Genomic DNA, 18,174 nt, shown 5'->3' with positions numbered 1-18,174 from the left:
AAAAACTCCTTAAATTTACTTTTTCTAAAATAAACTTAGCATCATGAAATTTTTATATGAAATCTTTTGCAATTTTATTTACTTGCACTTACAAGTATAATTCAGCTCTTTTAAAAGAACAATTACAAAAATATTTGGGAAAAATAAACTATGATCAAGTAAGTATTGAGGATGGAACACCAATTTCAAAAAATAATAAATTAACTTCTTTTTTTGGTGAAACAGATCTTGATTTAACTGTTAAAGTTGGTAGTTTAGATGAAGTTTCATTAAGTTTATATTTAAAAGGCCTTTCACATATATAAAACTTATATAAATTAATAATAAAATAAATAAAACACACTTTGTATAAAGTGTGTTTTTAACATATGTGATTATTTGTTTAAAAAGTCTCATAGTTTAGTGTAATTCGGTTCCACTGATGTTTCTTCGTTAATATCAATATAGATAACGATGTTGTTTTCATCTAATACTATTAAGGTTCTTGCTAGAAGTTCTAGTTTTTGGATTACTAAACCAGTTTTAATGCCGAAATCACGGTATTTGTAATCAGATATAAGGATGTGATTATTGTCTTTAAAACTTTCACAAGCTTTATTTTGGGCGAAGGGTAGGTCTCTTGAAATTGTAATTAGTTGCATATTTTCTAGTTTACTAATATTTTCGTTCATATGTTTAGTTTGGGTTAAACAAGTGCTAGTATCAACACTGGGGACAACTGAGATTACTTTCTTTTTATTGACGATATCAGTTATTTTAAAGTCTGACATATTAAGATTAGTGGCGATAAAATCAAGAGTTTCACCAATTTTAATTGGTTCTTTAATTAATTGTAAAGGTTTTCCTTTCATTTTTACTTCCATATTAGTCCTCCTTAGGGTATGTATAATTTAATTATATAAAGAAATGATGTAATATAATATATAATATAAATAATTTGATAAAGGATGAAGTTATGCAACCAAAATATTTTTATGTTTCAACGCCAATATATTATCCGAATAATGAATTGCACTTAGGACATGCGTATACAACAGTTTTAAGTGATGTTTTAGCGCGTTATAAGAAACAACAAGGTTATGAAGTATTTTTTACTACTGGTAGTGATGAACACGGACAAAAAATTGCTAAGGCGGCACAATTAGCAAATATTACCCCCCAAGAATTTGTTGATGGCATCGTTAATAAGTTTAAAGATTTATGAACAGCCTTACACATTGATTATTCTAAATTTATTAGAACTAGTAGTCAAGAACATACTATTGTTGTTGAAAAAATCTTTAATCAGTTATTAGCCCAAGAAGATATTTACTTAGATCAATATGAAGGTTGATATTGTATTGCTTGTGAAGAATTTGTTACTAAATCACAAATTTCTCGTGATAAGTTGCATTTATTATGTAATCAACAATTAAAGTTTTTACAAGAAGAAAGTTATTTTTTTAAAGTTTCAAAGTATCAAAAACAATTGTTAGCTTATTATCATCAACATCCTGACTTTATTTATCCCGAATCACGAATGAATGAAATGATTAATAATTTTTTAAGTCCGGGACTTCAAGATTTAAGTGTTACAAGAACAAGTTTTAATTGAGGGATTCCGGTTAAAGAAAATTCCAAACATATAATTTATGTTTGAATTGATGCTTTAAGTAATTATTTAAGTTCATTAGGTTATCTTTCATCAGATAATAGTGAATTTAATAAATATTGAGGCGAAAATAGTGAAATTGTGCAATTTTTAGGTAAAGAAATTACTAGATTTCATGCTATTTATTGACCAATCCTATTAATGGCATTAAATATTCGTTTACCTAATAAATTAATTAGTCATTCGTGAATCACAATGAATAATGATAAAATGTCAAAATCAAAAGATAATAGTATTAATCCATTACAATTAATTAATGAGTATGGTAGTGATGCTTTACGATTTTTTCTTGTTAATGATTTACATATTACCAGAGATAGTAATTATAGCTTACAATTATTAATTGATTCTTATAATAGTAATTTAGTTAATAATTTAGGTAATTTATTATCAAGAACAATGACAATGACCGAAAAATATTTTAATAATGTTATTCCGCAGTATGTTCCTAGTACTAATGATTTAGATAAGGCATTAGAACAACACATTCATTTAACAATTGAAAGTTATGAAGCAAAAATGGATCAATATTTAATTAATGATGCTGTTAAAGCAGTAATTGAATTATTACATTATGCTAATAAGCATATTGAAGAAAGAACTCCTTGAATATTATTTACTAATCATGATGTTAATTTAAATAAAGTTATTAATAATTTATTACAAGTTTTAAAAGTAAGTGCGTATTTATTACAACCTGTTTTAGTAACGAAAAGTATTGTTATTTTTCAACAATTAAATATTAATTACGAACAGTTAAATTTTACAAATTTAACTAATTTTCAAGACTTAGATAATGTTAAAATTAATTTGAAACAAATATTATTTCCGCGAATAAATAATAGTTAATTATTTTTAATTGCTGAATTATACTTGTAAGTGCAAGTAAATAAAATTGCAAAAGATTTCATATAAAAATTTCATGATGCTAAGTTTATTTTAGAAAAAGTAAATTTAAGGAGTTTTTATATGGGATACAAACATCTTGGCATAGATGAAAGAATTTATATTGAGAATCAATTGAAATTTAAAGTAAAAATTAGTGAAATAGCTAAAAATCTTAATCGAAGTATTAGTAGTATTAATCGAGAAGTTAATAGAAATAAAGATAATAATCATTATTTTTCATTAATTGTACAAAATAAAGCAGAAAATAGAAAACAATTACATGTTTATTTTCATAAATTTAAAAATAGAGAATTAGTAAAATATGTACAACAAAAATTATTATTAGGTTGATCGCCTGAACAAATTTATGACAGAATTAAAAATTTTCATCAAGAATGAATTATTAGTTTTAAAACAATTTACAATTGAATTTATTCTGGATTACTTGAAAAGGTTACTAGTAAAAATTTAAGAAGAAAAGGTAAGAAACGAAAATTTCAAGAAAATCGGGGTAAATTTAATGGTAAATCCATTAAAGAACGAAATGTTAATAATCGCATAACTCTTGGCCATTGAGAAGGTGATACTGTAGTATCATCACGAGGTAAAAGTAAATCATGTTTAATAACTTTAGTTGAAAGAACATCAAGATTTACTTTAGCAATATTAGTTGAAAATAGAACTACTAAAGTTATTAACAAAAATATTAGTCATTATTTATCAATTCTTCCAAATAATCTTGTTAAGACTATAACATTTGATAGGGGTAAAGAATTTGCTAATTGACAACAACTTGAAAAAAATTTAAATGTGAAAATTTATTTTGCTGATGCATATTCACCTTGACAAAGAGGTACTAATGAAAATACTAATGGTTTAATTAGAGAAAAATTTCCTAAAAAATTTAATTTTTCAAACACTACTAAAAATGCAGTTCATAAATTTATATTGTCTTTAAACCAAAGACCAAGAAAAATACTAAATTATCTTTCGCCAATCGAATATTTGGTTAGAAAAATAATTTAGTTGCACTTAACTTTACAATTTGGCAATTAAAGGAGGATATTTTATGAAAATTACTAAAGATTCTAATAAATGATGGTTCATTTATGAAATCGTAATTGCTGTCTTTACATTATCAGTTTTAATTTTTGGCTATGTTGAACATTTAATAACTAAAACTTGAATGCGAAGTATTGATGAGCCTTTTTCTTATACGGGTTTTCAAGGTCAATATTTTAGTTATTTTACAATTCAAAGTAATATTATTGTTTTTGTGTGATTTTTATTAGCAGCAATTTATCACTTTAAAAGTGATAAACCACTAGTTTTAAGACAAGGTGGTTTAATTGTCATCTCATTATATATTTCTATTACTTTTATAACATATATGACAATGATGCTCCCTTTTGCGGCGACAACAATGGCACCGATTACTTGATTTGAAAATATGAGTCAGCATTTAATTATTCCATTATTAGTAATTTGTTATATGTGTTTTCATATTGGTGAAAAACCAATTGTTATTAAAGAATATTTAAAGAAAAAATTATGAATTAATTTTCTTTATCCATTGTTTTACTTTTTATATATTATTCTTCGCTTGTATATGGGAGTATTAGATGATAAACCAACTTTATTGTATTTCCCTTATTTACCTAAATTAGATGTTGCGAATTGATTGTTAGTTGTTTTAGTTATTATCGCTAGTATCATTATTTTGATTTTATTTGTTGTTGTTAATATCTTTTATTGTTATATAAATAATAAAATATATGAACGAAAAGAAAAATAATCAAAAACCGCTAGAGTAGGGGGATATTTGACTTTTTAAGGTATTTTTTATATAATTAATAGGATAAGGTATAAATTAGAAATGAAGAGTTACTACTTTTTTTATGTAGTTTTGGTTTATATTGAGTAAAAATGAGGTATTAAAAGCTATGAATAAAATAGAAATAACAGGTCAAAAAATTACAAATTTAAACTATAAAAAAGTTTTAAATAAATGACAAATAGAAGTAGATTAAAATGGTTAAACGATGATTAAATATTTTAATTGTGACTGTTTTTTCGTTAGGAATTGGTACTAATTTAATTGCTTGTTCTTCGCAAACAAGGGCAAAAAATTTCATTAAGGAAGAAATTACGAATAATCAGTTATTAAATGAGGAAATAAACGCGTTAAAAAGAAAAATTGCGATTTTAACAAATGATTTTCAGGAGTTAATTAAGAAAAACAATGTTACTAAAAAAAGAATTGGACAATTAGAACAAAAATTGCGAGAAAAAATTACCCAACAAGAAAGTGAAATCGCGCAATTAATTGAATATACCAGTGAATTAACTAAGTTAATAAATAGTTTTGGTAGTGGTGAATTAGCAGATATTGCTAAGTTGCTTAAAGATAATGCCACTTTGGAAGATAAACTGCATCATATTAGAACGGAAATGGCAAGATTGTTAAATAAAGAGGAATTAATTGCTAAAAATGATGCTTTAAAAGTAAAAATTGTTTCTACATATTTAGAACGATTTAATGCCAATAATCGTTTTGATTTAAGTGGATTAAATATAAATCAGCAACGAAGTTATGCTTTGGATAAAGTAAAAATAAAATTACAGGAAAAATTTCCTAATATCTTTAAACATATTAGTAATCTTGAAATTTATAATGAAACTTGAACATTAGGAAAAAATGCTATTGAAGTTTTTAAAGATGGTAATACCGCACTGGAAATTAGGTTTAAAATTGGTGTTAAAACTTCGCAATGAATTCCAATGTATTTTAAAAATATTAAAAATAATGATGAACAGTTATTAATAAAGTGAAAACATATTTAGAGAATTTTGATTTTTCTCATCCTTTTGACTTAGAAGGAATGACTGCTGATAAAAAAATTAGTGATGTTTTAGAAAAACTTCGAAAAAATTTAAAAAATCAATTTAGTCAGGAATATAATCGGATTAAGATTGATATGTCGGGTTTATTAATAAGACAATAGAAGAAGATGGTTTATTACGACCTAAAAGTGGTGATTATGATAATAATTATAAGCAAGTTACTCTTACAGTGGGTTCATTTAATGATACAATAGAACTTTTCTTTAAAAATATTAAAAATAATGATGAACAGTTATTTAATAAAGTAAAAGAGTATTTAGCGAAATTTACTAAAAATAATCCTTTTGACTTAGAAGGAATGACTGCTACTGAACAAATTCGCGATATTTTATCAAAAATGAGAAAAGATTTAAAAAGTCAATTTGGTGATGAATCTAGTCGGATGGCAATTACTATGAAGAATGTTAATAACACCATAGAAGAAGATGGTCTTTTTGACCTTAATGAAAATTATAAGAGAGTTAGTTTGACAATTGGTTCATTTACAGGCGAAATAAATGTTTATTTTAATAATTTTAAAAGAACTGATGAACAGTTATTTAATAAAGTAAAAGAGTATTTAGCGAAATTTACTAAAGATAATCCTTTTGACTTAGAAGGAATGACTATTGATAAAAAGATTAGTGATGTTTTAGAAAAACTTCGAAAAAATTTAAAAAATTAATTTGGTAAAGAATCTAGTCGGATTACGATTAGTATGTATAATGTTAATAATACCATACAATCTGATGGTCTTTTAAAGCTTGATGAAAATTATAAAGCAGTTATTTTTAAAGTTGGAACATTTAGTAAAGAAATAAGAGTTTATTTTAATAATTTTCAAAATATTAGTGATTTGCTGAATTATACTTGTAAGTGCAAGTAAATAAAATTGCAAAAGATTTCATATAAAAATTTCATGATGCTAAGTTTATTTTAGAAAAAGTAAATTTAAGGAGTTTTTATATGGGATACAAACATCTTGGCATAGATGAAAGAATTTATATTGAGAATCAATTGAAATTTAAAGTAAAAATTAGTGAAATAGCTAAAAATCTTAATCGAAGTATTAGTACTATTAATCGAGAAGTTAATAGAAATAAAGATAATAATCATTATTTTTCATTAATTGCACAAAATAAAGCAGAAAATAGAAAACAATTACATGTTTATTTTCATAAATTTAAAAATAGAGAATTAGTAAAATATGTACAACAAAAATTATTATTAGGTTGATCGCCTGAACAAATTTATGGCAGAATTAAAAATTTTCATCAAGAATGAATTATTAGTTTTAAAACAATTTACAATTGAATTTATTCTGGATTACTTGAAAAGGTTACTAGTAAAAATTTAAGAAGAAAAGGTAAGAAACGAAAATCTCAAGAAAATTGGGGTAAATTTAATGGTAAATCCATTAAAGAACGAAATGTTAATAATCGCATAACTCTTGGCCATTGAGAAGGTGATACTGTAGTATCATCACGAGGTAAAAGTAAATCATGTTTAATAACTTTAGTTGAAAGAACATCAAGATTTACTTTAGCAATATTAGTTGAAAATAGAACTACTAAAGTTATTAACAAAAATATTAGTCATTATTTATCAATTCTTCCAAATAATCTTGTTAAGACTATAACATTTGATAGGGGTAAAGAATTTGCTAATTGACAACAACTTGAAAAAAATTTAAATGTGAAAATTTATTTTGCTGATGCATATTCACCTTGACAAAGAGGTACTAATGAAAATACTAATGGTTTAATTAGAGAAAAATTTCCTAAAAAATTTAATTTTTCAAACACTACTAAAAATGCAGTTCATAAATTTATATTGTCTTTAAACCAAAGACCAAGAAAAATACTAAATTATCTTTCGCCAATCGAATATTTGGTTAGAAAAATAATTTAGTTGCACTTAACTTTACAATTTGGCGATTTTTTAAATAAAATAATTGAAAAAGATGTTAATTTCTTTGATGAGATAGTAGATATTGACTATTCTAATAACAAAGAAGATGATTTAATTAATGCTAAAAAAATTGCTAATTTTTATAAAAACAAATTTGGTTGAAAAGTTAAAGTAGGTTTCACATATAGATTAAAAAATTTTGTTATTTCGTTAGATGATTATCATTTTAAATTTACTAAGTTTCTTGATGACACATTTGTTGTCCCTATTATATAAAAGTGTTATTGAAGATCAAGATTTTATTAAGGTTTTTGGTTAATAAAAATATAAATTTAAAACAAGACTTGTAAAAAAAGTCTTGTTTTTATTTGGGAGACAAATAAGATATAATTTAAGGGAAATAAATTAAAAGGTATTAAAGTAGGTGATTTAAATGGTATATGATGTAATTGTTATTGGCGGGGGACACGCTGGGGTGGAAGCAGCTTTAGCTTGTGCACGGTTGAAACATAAGACACTGATGGTCACTCTTGATCCAACAAAGATTGCGAGTATGCCTTGTAATCCATCAATTGGTGGTCCTGCTAAGGGAATTGTTGTTAGAGAAATTGATGCTTTGGGTGGTGAGATGGCTAAAGCTGCGGATAAAACAGCATTACAAATGAAGCTATTAAATAGTTCACGCGGACCAGCAGTGTGAGCAATAAGAACGCAATCCGATAAGATTGCATATAGTAAATATATGTATGATGTTATTAGGCAACAAGATAATTTAACGGTACTATCAGCAATGGTAAATGAGTTATTAATAGAAAATCATACTGTTAAGGGTATCATTTTAAATGACGGTACAATAATTAAAGCTAAAAAAGTTATTTTAACAACAGGTACTTATATGGAAGCTAAAGTTTTACAAGGGTCTAGTGTTAAACAGGAAGGTCCTGATGGACAAAAAGGTTCTTATGGAATATCAAAACAATTAGCACAATTAGAATTTAAAGTTATTCGCTTAAAAACTGGAACACCACCACGAGTTCATAAAGATAGTATTGATTACAGTAAAATGCAATTAGAATTAGGAACTGATTTACCATTAGCATTTTCTTTTTCTACAAAAGAGTTTGTGCCTTTAAAAAAACAAGTTCCTTGTTGACTTATTTATACTAATGAAAATACCCATCAAATTATTAATGAAAATTTAAAGGCATCAGCAATGTATCGTGCTATCCCCACTAGTGTTGGACCAAGATATTGTCCAAGTATTGAAGATAAGGTTGTTAGATTTGCTGATAAATCACGACATCAAATTTTTTTAGAACCAGAATCAGTTGCTTTAGAAACAATTTATGTTCAAGGATTTTCTACATCAATGCCGATTGATATTCAAGATCGGATGTTAAGAACTTTGCCGGGATTAGAAAATGTTCAAGTTCTTAAATGAGCATATGCCATTGAATATGATGCTATTGATCCTTTACAACTAAAACCAACCTTAGAAACCAAAATAATTAAAAATTTATTTAGTGCTGGACAAATTAATGGTACTAGTGGTTATGAAGAAGCTGCTTGTCAAGGATTAATGGCAGCGATTAATGTTCATTGTCAATTAGTGAATAAAGCACCATTTATTTTAAGAAGAGATGAAGCGTATATTGGCGTTTTAATTGATGACTTAGTTACTAAAGGAGTATCGGAACCTTATCGGTTATTAACTTCACGAGCTGAACATCGGATTTTTTTAAGAAATGATAATGCTGAAGATCGTTTAAAACAATATGCTTATGATATTGGTTTAGTAAGTAGGGTAGAGTGAGATGAATATCAAAAGCAATGTCAATTACAAAATATTGTTGAAAATGAATTAAGAGTAACACGATTTACACCTAATTCAACAATTCAAAAGGCATTACAAGAGAGTAATTTTTCATTGTTAACTGCTGGTATTAGTGCGTGAGATTTACTAAAACGACCAGAAATATCATTGAATTTTTTAGTACCTTATGTTACTAGTATTAATTTATTAAATCAAAATCAAAAAACTAATTATGAAATTAGAAATAAATTTAGTGGTTATTTAGATCGGCATCAAAAGCAAATTACGCGAAAAATTAAATTAGAAAAAAAACAAATTCCGCGAGATATTAACTATGATTTTGTTGCTAATATTGCTATTGAAGCCAAAGAAAAATTAAAGTTAGTTCAACCGCTAACAGTCGCTCAAGCTTCACGAATTTCGGGAGTTAATCCCGCCGATATTGTATCATTGTTATTTCATTTACAAAAAAAATATCCACAAACTAGTTAATAATTAGTTTGTTAAGGTGGGAATAAAGTGGATAAAATCTTTAAATTAATAAATAGTATTAATATTGCTAGTATCTTTGCTCTTCCCATTTTTGGTTGTAGTCTTTCTGTTACTGATCAAGCAGTTATTTTTGCTAATCATCCATTAAGTATTTATGATAATGCAACAACAAAAAACTTTTATAATTCATCAATTGATATTTTAGATAATTATTGAATTATTGATAATATTGCTGATAAGAGTACGCAATTGTTATTTTGACAAAATATGTTGAATACGCATACTAAAAATAAAACAAAATATTTTATTGCTTTAAATCATAATTTTGCTAATAATATTCCTAATTTAACAAAAGAGTTAGAAAAGTCGGTTGCTACGGGTAATAAAATTATTACCTTAGATTATGATTATGTTCATAATTCTGTTAGTAATAAAATTGTTAATTTAGTTGAAATTAAATTTGATGTTTTGACAATGGGTTATAATTTAGGATATCAATCAGGTATTTATATGTTAAAAAATCATCAAGATTTTACAATGATTGATAATAAAATTCAAGTTAGTGCTGTTGAATATTTAAATGATCAATTAGCACAACGATTAACTTTTGGGTTTCAACAAGGACTATATCAAGCGCAAATTGATAGTAAACAAGATGGTGGTTATGAGTTTAATTTTGTTGATTGACAAACATCAATTGATAATCGTGATCCTTTAATTATCTCTGATTGGAATCGTAATAATATGTATAATACTGCAAAAGCATTATTAGAAAATCATCAAGTTAGTTTGATTTTTGATCCGTTGTTATTATATAGTAATAATTTAGTAAAAGCTTTTATTGATAATAATGATAATTTAAAAAAACATTATTTTGTTAGTGTTGATATTATGAATAAAGAAAAATATCATATTAAACCCAAAAATTATTTACTTGCTAGTATTAATCGTAATTTTACGGGTATATTATCTAAAATTTATCATTCTGAGGAAATAAAACCACAGTTATTAACTGATTGAAATTTCGTTAGTGATATTATTGTTGATATCCAAGATATTAAATTTTCTCATCAACAATTTGATAATAATAAATTTGTGTGAAAGCCTTTGCAATGTAATGTTATTAATGCTCCATTATCACAACATTTTTGTAAAGAAGGAACTAGCTAATGTCATCACCTTTAATTGAATTTAATAATGTTTATAAACAATATCAAGATAATTTAGTTTTAAATAATATTACTTTAAAGGTAAATTCTGGTGAAATTCATGCCTTAGTTGGTGATAATGGGGCTGGTAAAACAACTTGTGTGCGCTTATTAGCTGGTTTGGAAAATCCCACCAATGGTGTGATTAAAGTTGCTAATAAACGCATCGGACAGTTTTTGACTCCTAACTATCAAATTAGTTATGCTGGACAAGATACTTACTTTATTCCTGATTTTAGTGTTCGACAAAATATAGTTTTGGGAAATGAACCACAATTTTTGAAAATATTTATTAATTGAGGAAAAACTGAAGCTAAAATTGAAAAATTAATACGGAAGTATAAAATTTATGTTGATTTAAATAAACAGTTTGGGATTCTTTCATTATCAGAACAAAGAAAGGTGGCATTACTAAGAGCCTTGTACCAAAAACCACGAATTTTAGTTTTAGATGAGCCAACAGTCGGTTTACCGTTGGAACAAGAAGAGGAGTTTTTACCAATTTTTAAATCTTTTATTAAAGATAAAATTACAGTAATTTTTTCAACACGAAGTAAAGAATTTGCTAAAGCAGTGTCAAATCATTATTCGTTATTAAATAAAGGTCGGATTGTGTGGACAAAGCATAATAAAAATGTTTTAAAAGTAAAGAAAATTCAACATAAATATTGAACAACAATGATTGACCATAAAAAAGAATCTTTTAAAAAAAGGGAATTAGTATTATATGCTGAAGATATTAGTTTTAATAAACGCAATTATCCAAAATTAGAAGGCATTGATTTAATTTTACAAGTTGGTGAAATTTTAGGAGTTTATGATCGCACAAATATTAGTAGTTCCTTAATTGGGGATATAATTTCAGGAAAAACTAAATCACCAACAGTAAGAATATTTTTTAAAAATGATAGTATTAATAAAAAGAATCAGGCGTATCGTTATAAATTAGGCATTGATTTAGTACCAGAAAATTTTTTACAAGATGCAACTATTGATAGTTATTCTTTAATTGATAATTTTATTTTATGACATCATAATAATCCTAAATATTTAAATGCTGGGGTTTTAAGGCGTGATGATATTTGATTTAAATTAAAAAAGATTTTACAAAATTATCAAATGCCTGATTTTATTAATGGTAATAGTATTGCCAATACTTTATCTAATGGTGAATTACAAAAATTTGTTTTAGCAAGGACATTAGAAACAAACCCGAAAGTTGTTATTTTAGTTAATCCGTTAATGCATTTAGATAATGATTCAGCAAAATTGATTATTAATCGTATTATTGCCTTGCAAAAAAAAGGCGTAGCATTTCTTTTAATTGATTGTGATTCGCATCTTTTAGAATTATTAGCTAATCGGGTGACAGTTATTCAAAATGGGAGAATGGTTGCTACCTTAGAAGGGGATGATGTTAAAAGTAATATTTTAAACAATCCACTGATTCTTTCTAAAAAACGCGAAGATTTGATTGATAAACATATTCAAATTACTAAAAGTGAATTAAAATATAAAAGTATTTCTCGAAAAGTTTTATTGTGGCAAAAAATTATTAATAAAATTACAATAGTTAAAGATAAAATTGTGCAAGTAATAGCGACAATTAAAATAAGGATTACTGGTGGTTAGAAATGAATATTATAAGAAATTTTTGAACTAACAAAAAATTAAAAGCAGCAACGGTGGTTTCATTAACAGTAGTTTTGCTTTTTGTCTTATCGGCAATAATCTTTACGCTTTTTAAAGTTAGTTCTTTGAAAGCATATGATACATTATTTTTAATGCCTTTTAATGATATTAATCATTTTCATAATTTTGTAAATTCATTTTCATATTTGCTATTAGCATCATTAGCTTCGTTAGTAGCATTTCGGTTTCGAATTTATAATCTTGGAGTTATTGGGCAAATGATTATTGGGGCAACAATCACATTTATTACTTCACGATTATTAAGTGCTGTTGGTATTACTACTAAATTTACAACAATGTTATTAATTTTAGTATCAATTATTGCAGGGGCATTGTATGCTCTCATTGCTGGTTTTTTTAAAACTTATTTTAAGATTAATGAAATGGCATCAACTTTGTTGCTTAATATTATTGCTTTTAATATTTATTATCATTTACCAGAATGAAGTCAATATAATGATGGTATTATTAATAATAATGCTTCTTTAATAATTAAATTAAGTATGACGGTTTATTTTTCTATTACAATTTTTATTGCTTTGTTTATTTATGGTTTTGTAACGATTTTATTAGATCGTCGCGTGTTTGGTTTTCGTTTAGAATTAACCGTTGCTAATGCTGAGGCGGCGCAATATGCAAGATTAAATCCTAATGCTAAGCAATTAATTATTATGACAATTTCAGGAGCAATTGCCGGAATCGCAGGCTATACTTATTTTGTTGCTAATCTAAATAAATTAGGAACATTAAGTTCAACAATGTTACAAGAATTTGATAATTTGTTGATTCCCTTATGAGCATTTAATTCGCGTATTGGGGTTTTGTTGCTTAGTATTTTAGTTGGTTTAATTCGTTCGCAAACTCAATTTCTTTCGTTGACATCATTTGATTATGAAATCATTGATATTATTTTTTCATTTTGTATTACCATTTCTGTTTTAGTAAGTTATATTATTTTATGAAAACAAGAACCAAAGTTTTTAATTAATTTTAGAATGCGGGAGGCGTTAGTAAACCAACGACCTGATGTTAATGATGCAACTAATATAATTAATAAGGGGCGACGATAATTATGAATATTGTTAATATTTTTATTAGTAGTTTATCATTATCAGCACCATTACTATTCGCAGCTATGGGATGTTTAATAATGCAAAAAGCGGGGATTTTAAATTTTGGTGTTGATGGCGTAATGATTTTAGGGGGGTTATCGTATGCAATTGTGATTAAACAATATTTATTTCTTGGTGATAATATTTGTTTTTTAGGTTTTTTTTTAGCATTTGTTATTGGTATGGGATTAGGTTTAATTCATGCGGTATTAACGGTTTCTTTAAAAACTAATCAGTTTCTTGTTTCATTTATTTGAAATTATTTGGCTTTAGGTTTGAGTTCGTTAATTTTAATATTTAATTATGGACAAAGAACATTAGATGCTAATGAAATTTTTATTGCTCCAATATTTATCGGATATCCGTTATCTTTAGTTTTTATTTTTAATGTTATTTTAATATTAGTTGTTTCTTCTTTTTTCTTTTTAACGCGAATGGGGTTATATTTTAAAGCAGCTGGAAAGAATGCTGTTGTTTTAACTTTAAGTCAAATAAATGTTGTTAAAATTCGTTATTTAGCAGTTATTGTTGGCTTTGGTTTAATAGCATTAGGTGGTGCATTTTTTACAAACCAAAAAGGCACTTTTGATGTTAGTGTTAATAATATCGGATTAATTGCTTTTGCGATTGTGGCATTAAGTCAATGAGCAGTATTTCGCAGCGTATTTTTTACTTATTTAGTAACAGTTTTACTTGAATTTAGTGGATTTTTACGACAAGATAGTAATAAGTGATGATGGACAATATTACCTTATGTTTTACCATTATTAATTGCGCCACTATTTGCATTATATGAAAAAAATGATCGGATGCCAAAAATGTTAAATACGCCGTATACGAAGGAAAAAAGTTAAGATGTTAGTTAGTTTATTAAAGAAAATAAATATTGTTTGTTCTAATGAACAAATAAAACAATTAGAAAAATATTTTGAATTATTGCAACAATGAAATGAGAAAATGAATCTTACAACAATAATTAGTAAAGAAGAGGTTTATCAAAAACATTTTTTTGATTCATTGTTATTAACAAAAAATGTTGTTTTAGAACAACAACTCATATGTGATGTTGGTACGGGAGCTGGATTTCCAGGAATCGTTATTAAGATTTTATTTCCGAAGGTTAAATTATTTCTTGTTGAAGCAATTACTAAAAAGTGTTTATTTTTACAAGCAGTAGTTGAAAACTTATTTTTAAAAGATGTAACGATTATTAATAATCGTGTTGAAAATATTGCGATTCAATATCGTGATTTTTTTGATATTGTTACTGTCAGAGCGGTTGCTCAGTTGAATATGTTATTAGAATTATGTATACCAATTGTAAAAGTTAAAGGAATGTTTATTGCTTTAAAATCAGAAACTAATCAAGAATTATTTAATAGTCAAAATGCTTTAAAAGTTTTAAATACAGAGTTAATATCTACTTATAGTAGTAATTGAAATTTTTTAGGTAAAAGAACAATTTTATATTTTATTAAGCAAAAAGCGATTGATAAATTATATCCGCGAGATTTTGCTAAAATAAAACGGTGACCATTATAATTTTTAATAAACTCTTGTTATAATGTTAATATAATTAGGTAAAATATTTGGGAATCTTAAAAAAGGAAGTTAAAATTTATGGCTAAAGTAATTGCAATTGCTAATCAAAAAGGTGGTGTTGGCAAAACGACAACATCAATAAATCTTGCTGCTGGTTTGGGCAGATATGGACAAAAAGTTTTGCTGATTGATTTAGATCCACAAGGAAATAGTACAACAGGAATTGGTGCTGATAAAAGTAAAATTGAAAGGTGTATGTTTGATGTTTTAGTTAATGATATTGCTCTTAGTGAAATTATTCAAAAAAATGTTTGTCAAAATGTTGATTTAGCAGCAGCAACATTATCATTAGCAAGTGCTGATTTACATTTATTAGAACAATCTAAGGATAAGCAAAATATTTTGTTGGATAAGTTAAAAGGTATTCTTAATAATTATCATTATATTATTATTGATTGTCCACCATCATTAGGATTATTAAATCGTAATGCGTTAAGTGCATCTAATACGGTAATTATTCCGATTCAAGCTGAATATTATGCTTTAGAAGGATTAACGCAATTGTTAACTTCAATTAGATTTGTTCAACAAAGAAGTAATAAAAATTTAACTATTGAAGGTATTTTATTAACAATGTTTGATGCTAGAACAAAGTTATCGTATGAAGTAATGCAAGAAGCACAAAAGTATTTTAAAGAGAAAGTATATAAAACTTATATTCCGCGAAATATTAAAATATCGGAAGCGCCATCAAATGGGGATGATATTTTTAGTTATGCCGAAAATTCATCGGGGGGGGGCAATTGCTTATATGGAACTAGTTAAGGAGGTATTGCTAAATAATGGCACAGAACAACAAATTAATAACTAAAAAAAGATTATCGGTTAAAGGATTAGATAAGATTTTTGGTGAAGAAATTAATGATTTAATTAGTGAAATTGAAGCCAATGATGAAATTAAGCAAAATGCGGTTAAAATTTCATTAGATGAAATTCGTAGTAATCCTTATCAACCACGAATTGTTTTTGCTGATGCTGAGATTACACAATTAGGACAATCAATTGTTAAGCATGGGGTTATTCAACCAATTATTGTTAAGAAATCAATTAATGGTTATGAAGTTGTTGCGGGAGAAAGAAGAATGTGGGCTTGTAAAAAGGTCGGATTAACTCATATTCCAGCAATTATTATTAATTTATCTGATAAACAAATGATGGAAATTGCTTTAATTGAGAATATTCAAAGAGTTGATTTAAATACCATTGAAGAGGCACAAGCATATCGTGATTTAATGAATAAATTAAACTTAACGCAAGGTGAAGTGGCAATGCAAGTCGGAAAGTCACGGTCACATATTGCTAATATTATGCAAATTTTAAATTTACCGCAAAAAATCCAAGATTATGTTTTAAATGGTCAATTAACGATGGGGCAGGTGAAGCCATTATTAGCTTTACAAGATGATATGGAATTAGTTTCTCGTTTAAGTGAACGCATTTTTAAAGAAAATTTAACATCTAGAAAGGTTGAAGATATTGTTCGGGCCTATCAATTACAAATTGGTAAGAAAGATAAAAATGAACAAAAAGTTGGTGTTTTGCCAAAGTGAGAATATGCACCTGTCGCTGAAAAAAATGATTAGAATTTTAGGAACTAAGGTTGTCATTGATGATAATCGTATTATCATTAAGTTTTCTAATGATAAAGATTTGAATCGCATTTTGGAAGTTCTTAAAATTATTTAAATTATTAAATAATTTTCTGTAAAATAAATCAGATTTTAAATTTTTAATGCCAAATTGTAAAGTTAAGTGCAACTAAATTATTTTTCTAACCAAATATTCGATTGGCGAAAGATAATTTAGTATTTTTCTTGGTCTTTGGTTTAAAGACAATATAAATTTATGAACTGCATTTTTAGTAGTGTTTGAAAAATTAAATTTTTTAGGAAATTTTTCTCTAATTAAACCATTAGTATTTTCATTAGTACCTCTTTGTCAAGGTGAATATGCATCAGCAAAATAAATTTTCACATTTAAATTTTTTTCAAGTTGTTGTCAATTAGCAAATTCTTTACCCCTATCAAATGTTATAGTCTTAACAAGATTATTTGGAAGAATTGATAAATAATGACTAATATTTTTGTTAATAACTTTAGTAGTTCTATTTTCAACTAATATTGCTAAAGTAAATCTTGATGTTCTTTCAACTAAAGTTATTAAACATGATTTACTTTTACCTCGTGATGATACTACAGTATCACCTTCTCAATGGCCAAGAGTTATGCGATTATTAACATTTCGTTCTTTAATGGATTTACCATTAAATTTACCCCGATTTTCTTGAGATTTTGGTTTCTTACCTTTTCTTCTTAAATTTTTACTAGTAACCTTTTCAAGTAATCCAGAATAAATTCAATTGTAAATTGTTTTAAAACTAATAATTCATTCTTGATGAAAATTTTTAATTCTGCCATAAATTTGTTCAGGCGATCAACCTAATAATAATTTTTGTTGTACATATTTTACTAATTCTCTATTTTTAAATTTATGAAAATAAACATGTAATTGTTTTCTATTTTCTGCTTTATTTTGTGCAATTAATGAAAAATAATGATTATTATCTTTATTTCTATTAACTTCTCGATTAATAGTACTAATACTTCGATTAAGATTTTTAGCTATTTCACTAATTTTTACTTTAAATTTCAATTGATTCTCAATATAAATTCTTTCATCTATGCCAAGATGTTTGTATCCCATATAAAAACTCCTTAAATTTACTTTTTCTAAAATAAACTTAGCATCATGAAATTTTTATATGAAATCTTTTGCAATTTTATTTACTTGCACTTACAAGTATAATTCAGCAAATAATAGAAAAATTGCGATTTTATTAAGATTATTGGTATAATTAATAGATAAATATTTGTTTTAGGAAATTAATATTTTATGCTATTAGCATTTTATTTATTTTTATTA

The 18,174-nt window shown here is 25.9% G+C and carries 19 protein-coding genes and 1 pseudogene; 18 read left to right on the top strand and 2 right to left on the bottom strand.

All coding sequences use genetic code 4. The annotated features are described in order from the left end of the window. Window positions 1-56: 56 nt before the first annotated feature. Window positions 57-305: a hypothetical protein gene (locus AAHN02_RS05675; protein WP_342277625.1), complete on the top strand. Its 249-nt coding sequence runs from the start codon at window positions 57-59 to the stop codon at window positions 303-305. Window positions 306-374: 69 nt separating this feature from the next. On the opposite strand, the gene tpx is transcribed toward AAHN02_RS05675, so the two are convergent. Next, window positions 375-863, bottom strand: coding sequence for a thiol peroxidase (gene tpx, locus AAHN02_RS05670; RefSeq protein ID WP_342277624.1), 489 nt, complete (start codon window positions 861-863; stop codon window positions 375-377). Between the two features lie 92 nt (window positions 864-955). On the opposite strand from tpx, the gene metG reads away from it, so the two are divergent. The 17 genes and pseudogenes from metG to AAHN02_RS05585 all read left to right on the top strand — a co-directional run bounded on the left by metG (window position 956) and on the right by AAHN02_RS05585 (window position 16,835). Beyond that, window positions 956-2,500 (top strand): methionine--tRNA ligase, encoded by a 1,545-nt coding sequence (metG, locus tag AAHN02_RS05665; protein ID WP_342277623.1) that lies wholly within the window; start codon window positions 956-958, stop codon window positions 2,498-2,500. A 120-nt stretch (window positions 2,501-2,620) separates the two neighbouring features. Next, window positions 2,621-3,565 (top strand): IS30 family transposase, encoded by a 945-nt coding sequence (locus AAHN02_RS05660; RefSeq protein WP_342277622.1) that lies wholly within the window; start codon window positions 2,621-2,623, stop codon window positions 3,563-3,565. A 43-nt stretch (window positions 3,566-3,608) separates the two neighbouring features. After that, window positions 3,609-4,334 carry a hypothetical protein gene (locus AAHN02_RS05655; RefSeq protein WP_342189745.1) on the top strand — a complete coding sequence of 242 codons (726 nt, stop codon included), beginning with the start codon at window positions 3,609-3,611 and terminating at the stop codon, window positions 4,332-4,334. Window positions 4,335-4,570: 236 nt separating this feature from the next. Further along, complete coding sequence (locus AAHN02_RS05650; RefSeq protein WP_342277621.1) at window positions 4,571-5,383, top strand: hypothetical protein; 813 nt, start codon at window positions 4,571-4,573, stop codon at window positions 5,381-5,383. Next, window positions 5,368-5,544, top strand: coding sequence for a hypothetical protein (locus tag AAHN02_RS05645; RefSeq protein ID WP_342277620.1), 177 nt, complete (start codon window positions 5,368-5,370; stop codon window positions 5,542-5,544). The genes AAHN02_RS05650 and AAHN02_RS05645 overlap by 16 nt, the downstream gene beginning before the upstream one ends. A 68-nt stretch (window positions 5,545-5,612) precedes the next feature. Then, on the top strand, window positions 5,613-6,107 hold the full coding sequence (locus tag AAHN02_RS05640; RefSeq protein ID WP_342277619.1) for a hypothetical protein: 495 nt from the start codon (window positions 5,613-5,615) through the stop codon (window positions 6,105-6,107). Window positions 6,108-6,140: 33 nt separating this feature from the next. Beyond that, on the top strand, window positions 6,141-6,308 hold the full coding sequence (locus AAHN02_RS05635; protein ID WP_342277618.1) for a hypothetical protein: 168 nt from the start codon (window positions 6,141-6,143) through the stop codon (window positions 6,306-6,308). Window positions 6,309-6,388: 80 nt separating this feature from the next. Next, window positions 6,389-7,333, top strand: coding sequence for an IS30 family transposase (locus AAHN02_RS05630; protein ID WP_342277617.1), 945 nt, complete (start codon window positions 6,389-6,391; stop codon window positions 7,331-7,333). Beyond that, complete coding sequence (locus tag AAHN02_RS05625; protein ID WP_342277616.1) at window positions 7,334-7,609, top strand: hypothetical protein; 276 nt, start codon at window positions 7,334-7,336, stop codon at window positions 7,607-7,609. It abuts the gene before it with no gap. Window positions 7,610-7,766: 157 nt separating this feature from the next. Next, window positions 7,767-9,638 carry a tRNA uridine-5-carboxymethylaminomethyl(34) synthesis enzyme MnmG gene (mnmG, locus tag AAHN02_RS05620; RefSeq protein WP_342277615.1) on the top strand — a complete coding sequence of 624 codons (1,872 nt, stop codon included), beginning with the start codon at window positions 7,767-7,769 and terminating at the stop codon, window positions 9,636-9,638. A 27-nt stretch (window positions 9,639-9,665) separates the two neighbouring features. Beyond that, complete coding sequence (locus tag AAHN02_RS05615) at window positions 9,666-10,808, top strand: hypothetical protein (RefSeq protein WP_342277614.1); 1,143 nt, start codon at window positions 9,666-9,668, stop codon at window positions 10,806-10,808. After that, window positions 10,808-12,478: an ATP-binding cassette domain-containing protein gene (locus AAHN02_RS05610; RefSeq protein ID WP_342277613.1), complete on the top strand. Its 1,671-nt coding sequence runs from the start codon at window positions 10,808-10,810 to the stop codon at window positions 12,476-12,478. The genes AAHN02_RS05615 and AAHN02_RS05610 overlap by 1 nt, the downstream gene beginning before the upstream one ends. 2 nt (window positions 12,479-12,480) lie before the next feature. Then, entirely contained in the window at window positions 12,481-13,608 is a 1,128-nt protein-coding gene (locus tag AAHN02_RS05605; protein WP_342189698.1) for an ABC transporter permease subunit, read from the top strand. A 2-nt stretch (window positions 13,609-13,610) separates the two neighbouring features. Continuing rightward, window positions 13,611-14,504, top strand: a complete 894-nt coding sequence (locus AAHN02_RS05600; protein WP_342277612.1) for an ABC transporter permease subunit — start codon at window positions 13,611-13,613, stop codon at window positions 14,502-14,504. 1 nt (window position 14,505) lies between these two features. Next, window positions 14,506-15,192, top strand: a complete 687-nt coding sequence (rsmG, locus tag AAHN02_RS05595) for a 16S rRNA (guanine(527)-N(7))-methyltransferase RsmG (RefSeq protein ID WP_342189696.1) — start codon at window positions 14,506-14,508, stop codon at window positions 15,190-15,192. Window positions 15,193-15,270: 78 nt separating this feature from the next. After that, window positions 15,271-16,063: pseudogene (locus tag AAHN02_RS05590) on the top strand (ParA family protein). Continuing rightward, entirely contained in the window at window positions 16,035-16,835 is an 801-nt protein-coding gene (locus AAHN02_RS05585; protein WP_342277610.1) for a ParB/RepB/Spo0J family partition protein, read from the top strand. The pseudogene AAHN02_RS05590 and the gene AAHN02_RS05585 overlap by 29 nt, the downstream one beginning before the upstream one ends. 175 nt (window positions 16,836-17,010) lie before the next feature. Here the strand turns inward: AAHN02_RS05585 and AAHN02_RS05580 are convergent, their stop codons facing one another. Then, window positions 17,011-17,955, bottom strand: a complete 945-nt coding sequence (locus tag AAHN02_RS05580; protein ID WP_338967892.1) for an IS30 family transposase — start codon at window positions 17,953-17,955, stop codon at window positions 17,011-17,013. Between the last annotated feature and the right edge of the window lie 219 nt (window positions 17,956-18,174).

This window comes from Spiroplasma endosymbiont of Nephrotoma flavescens (assembly GCF_964030835.1).
Taxonomy (GTDB): domain Bacteria; phylum Bacillota_I; class Bacilli_A; order Mycoplasmatales; family Nriv7; genus Nriv7.
This window is presented reverse-complemented; position numbering and strand designations above follow the sequence as displayed.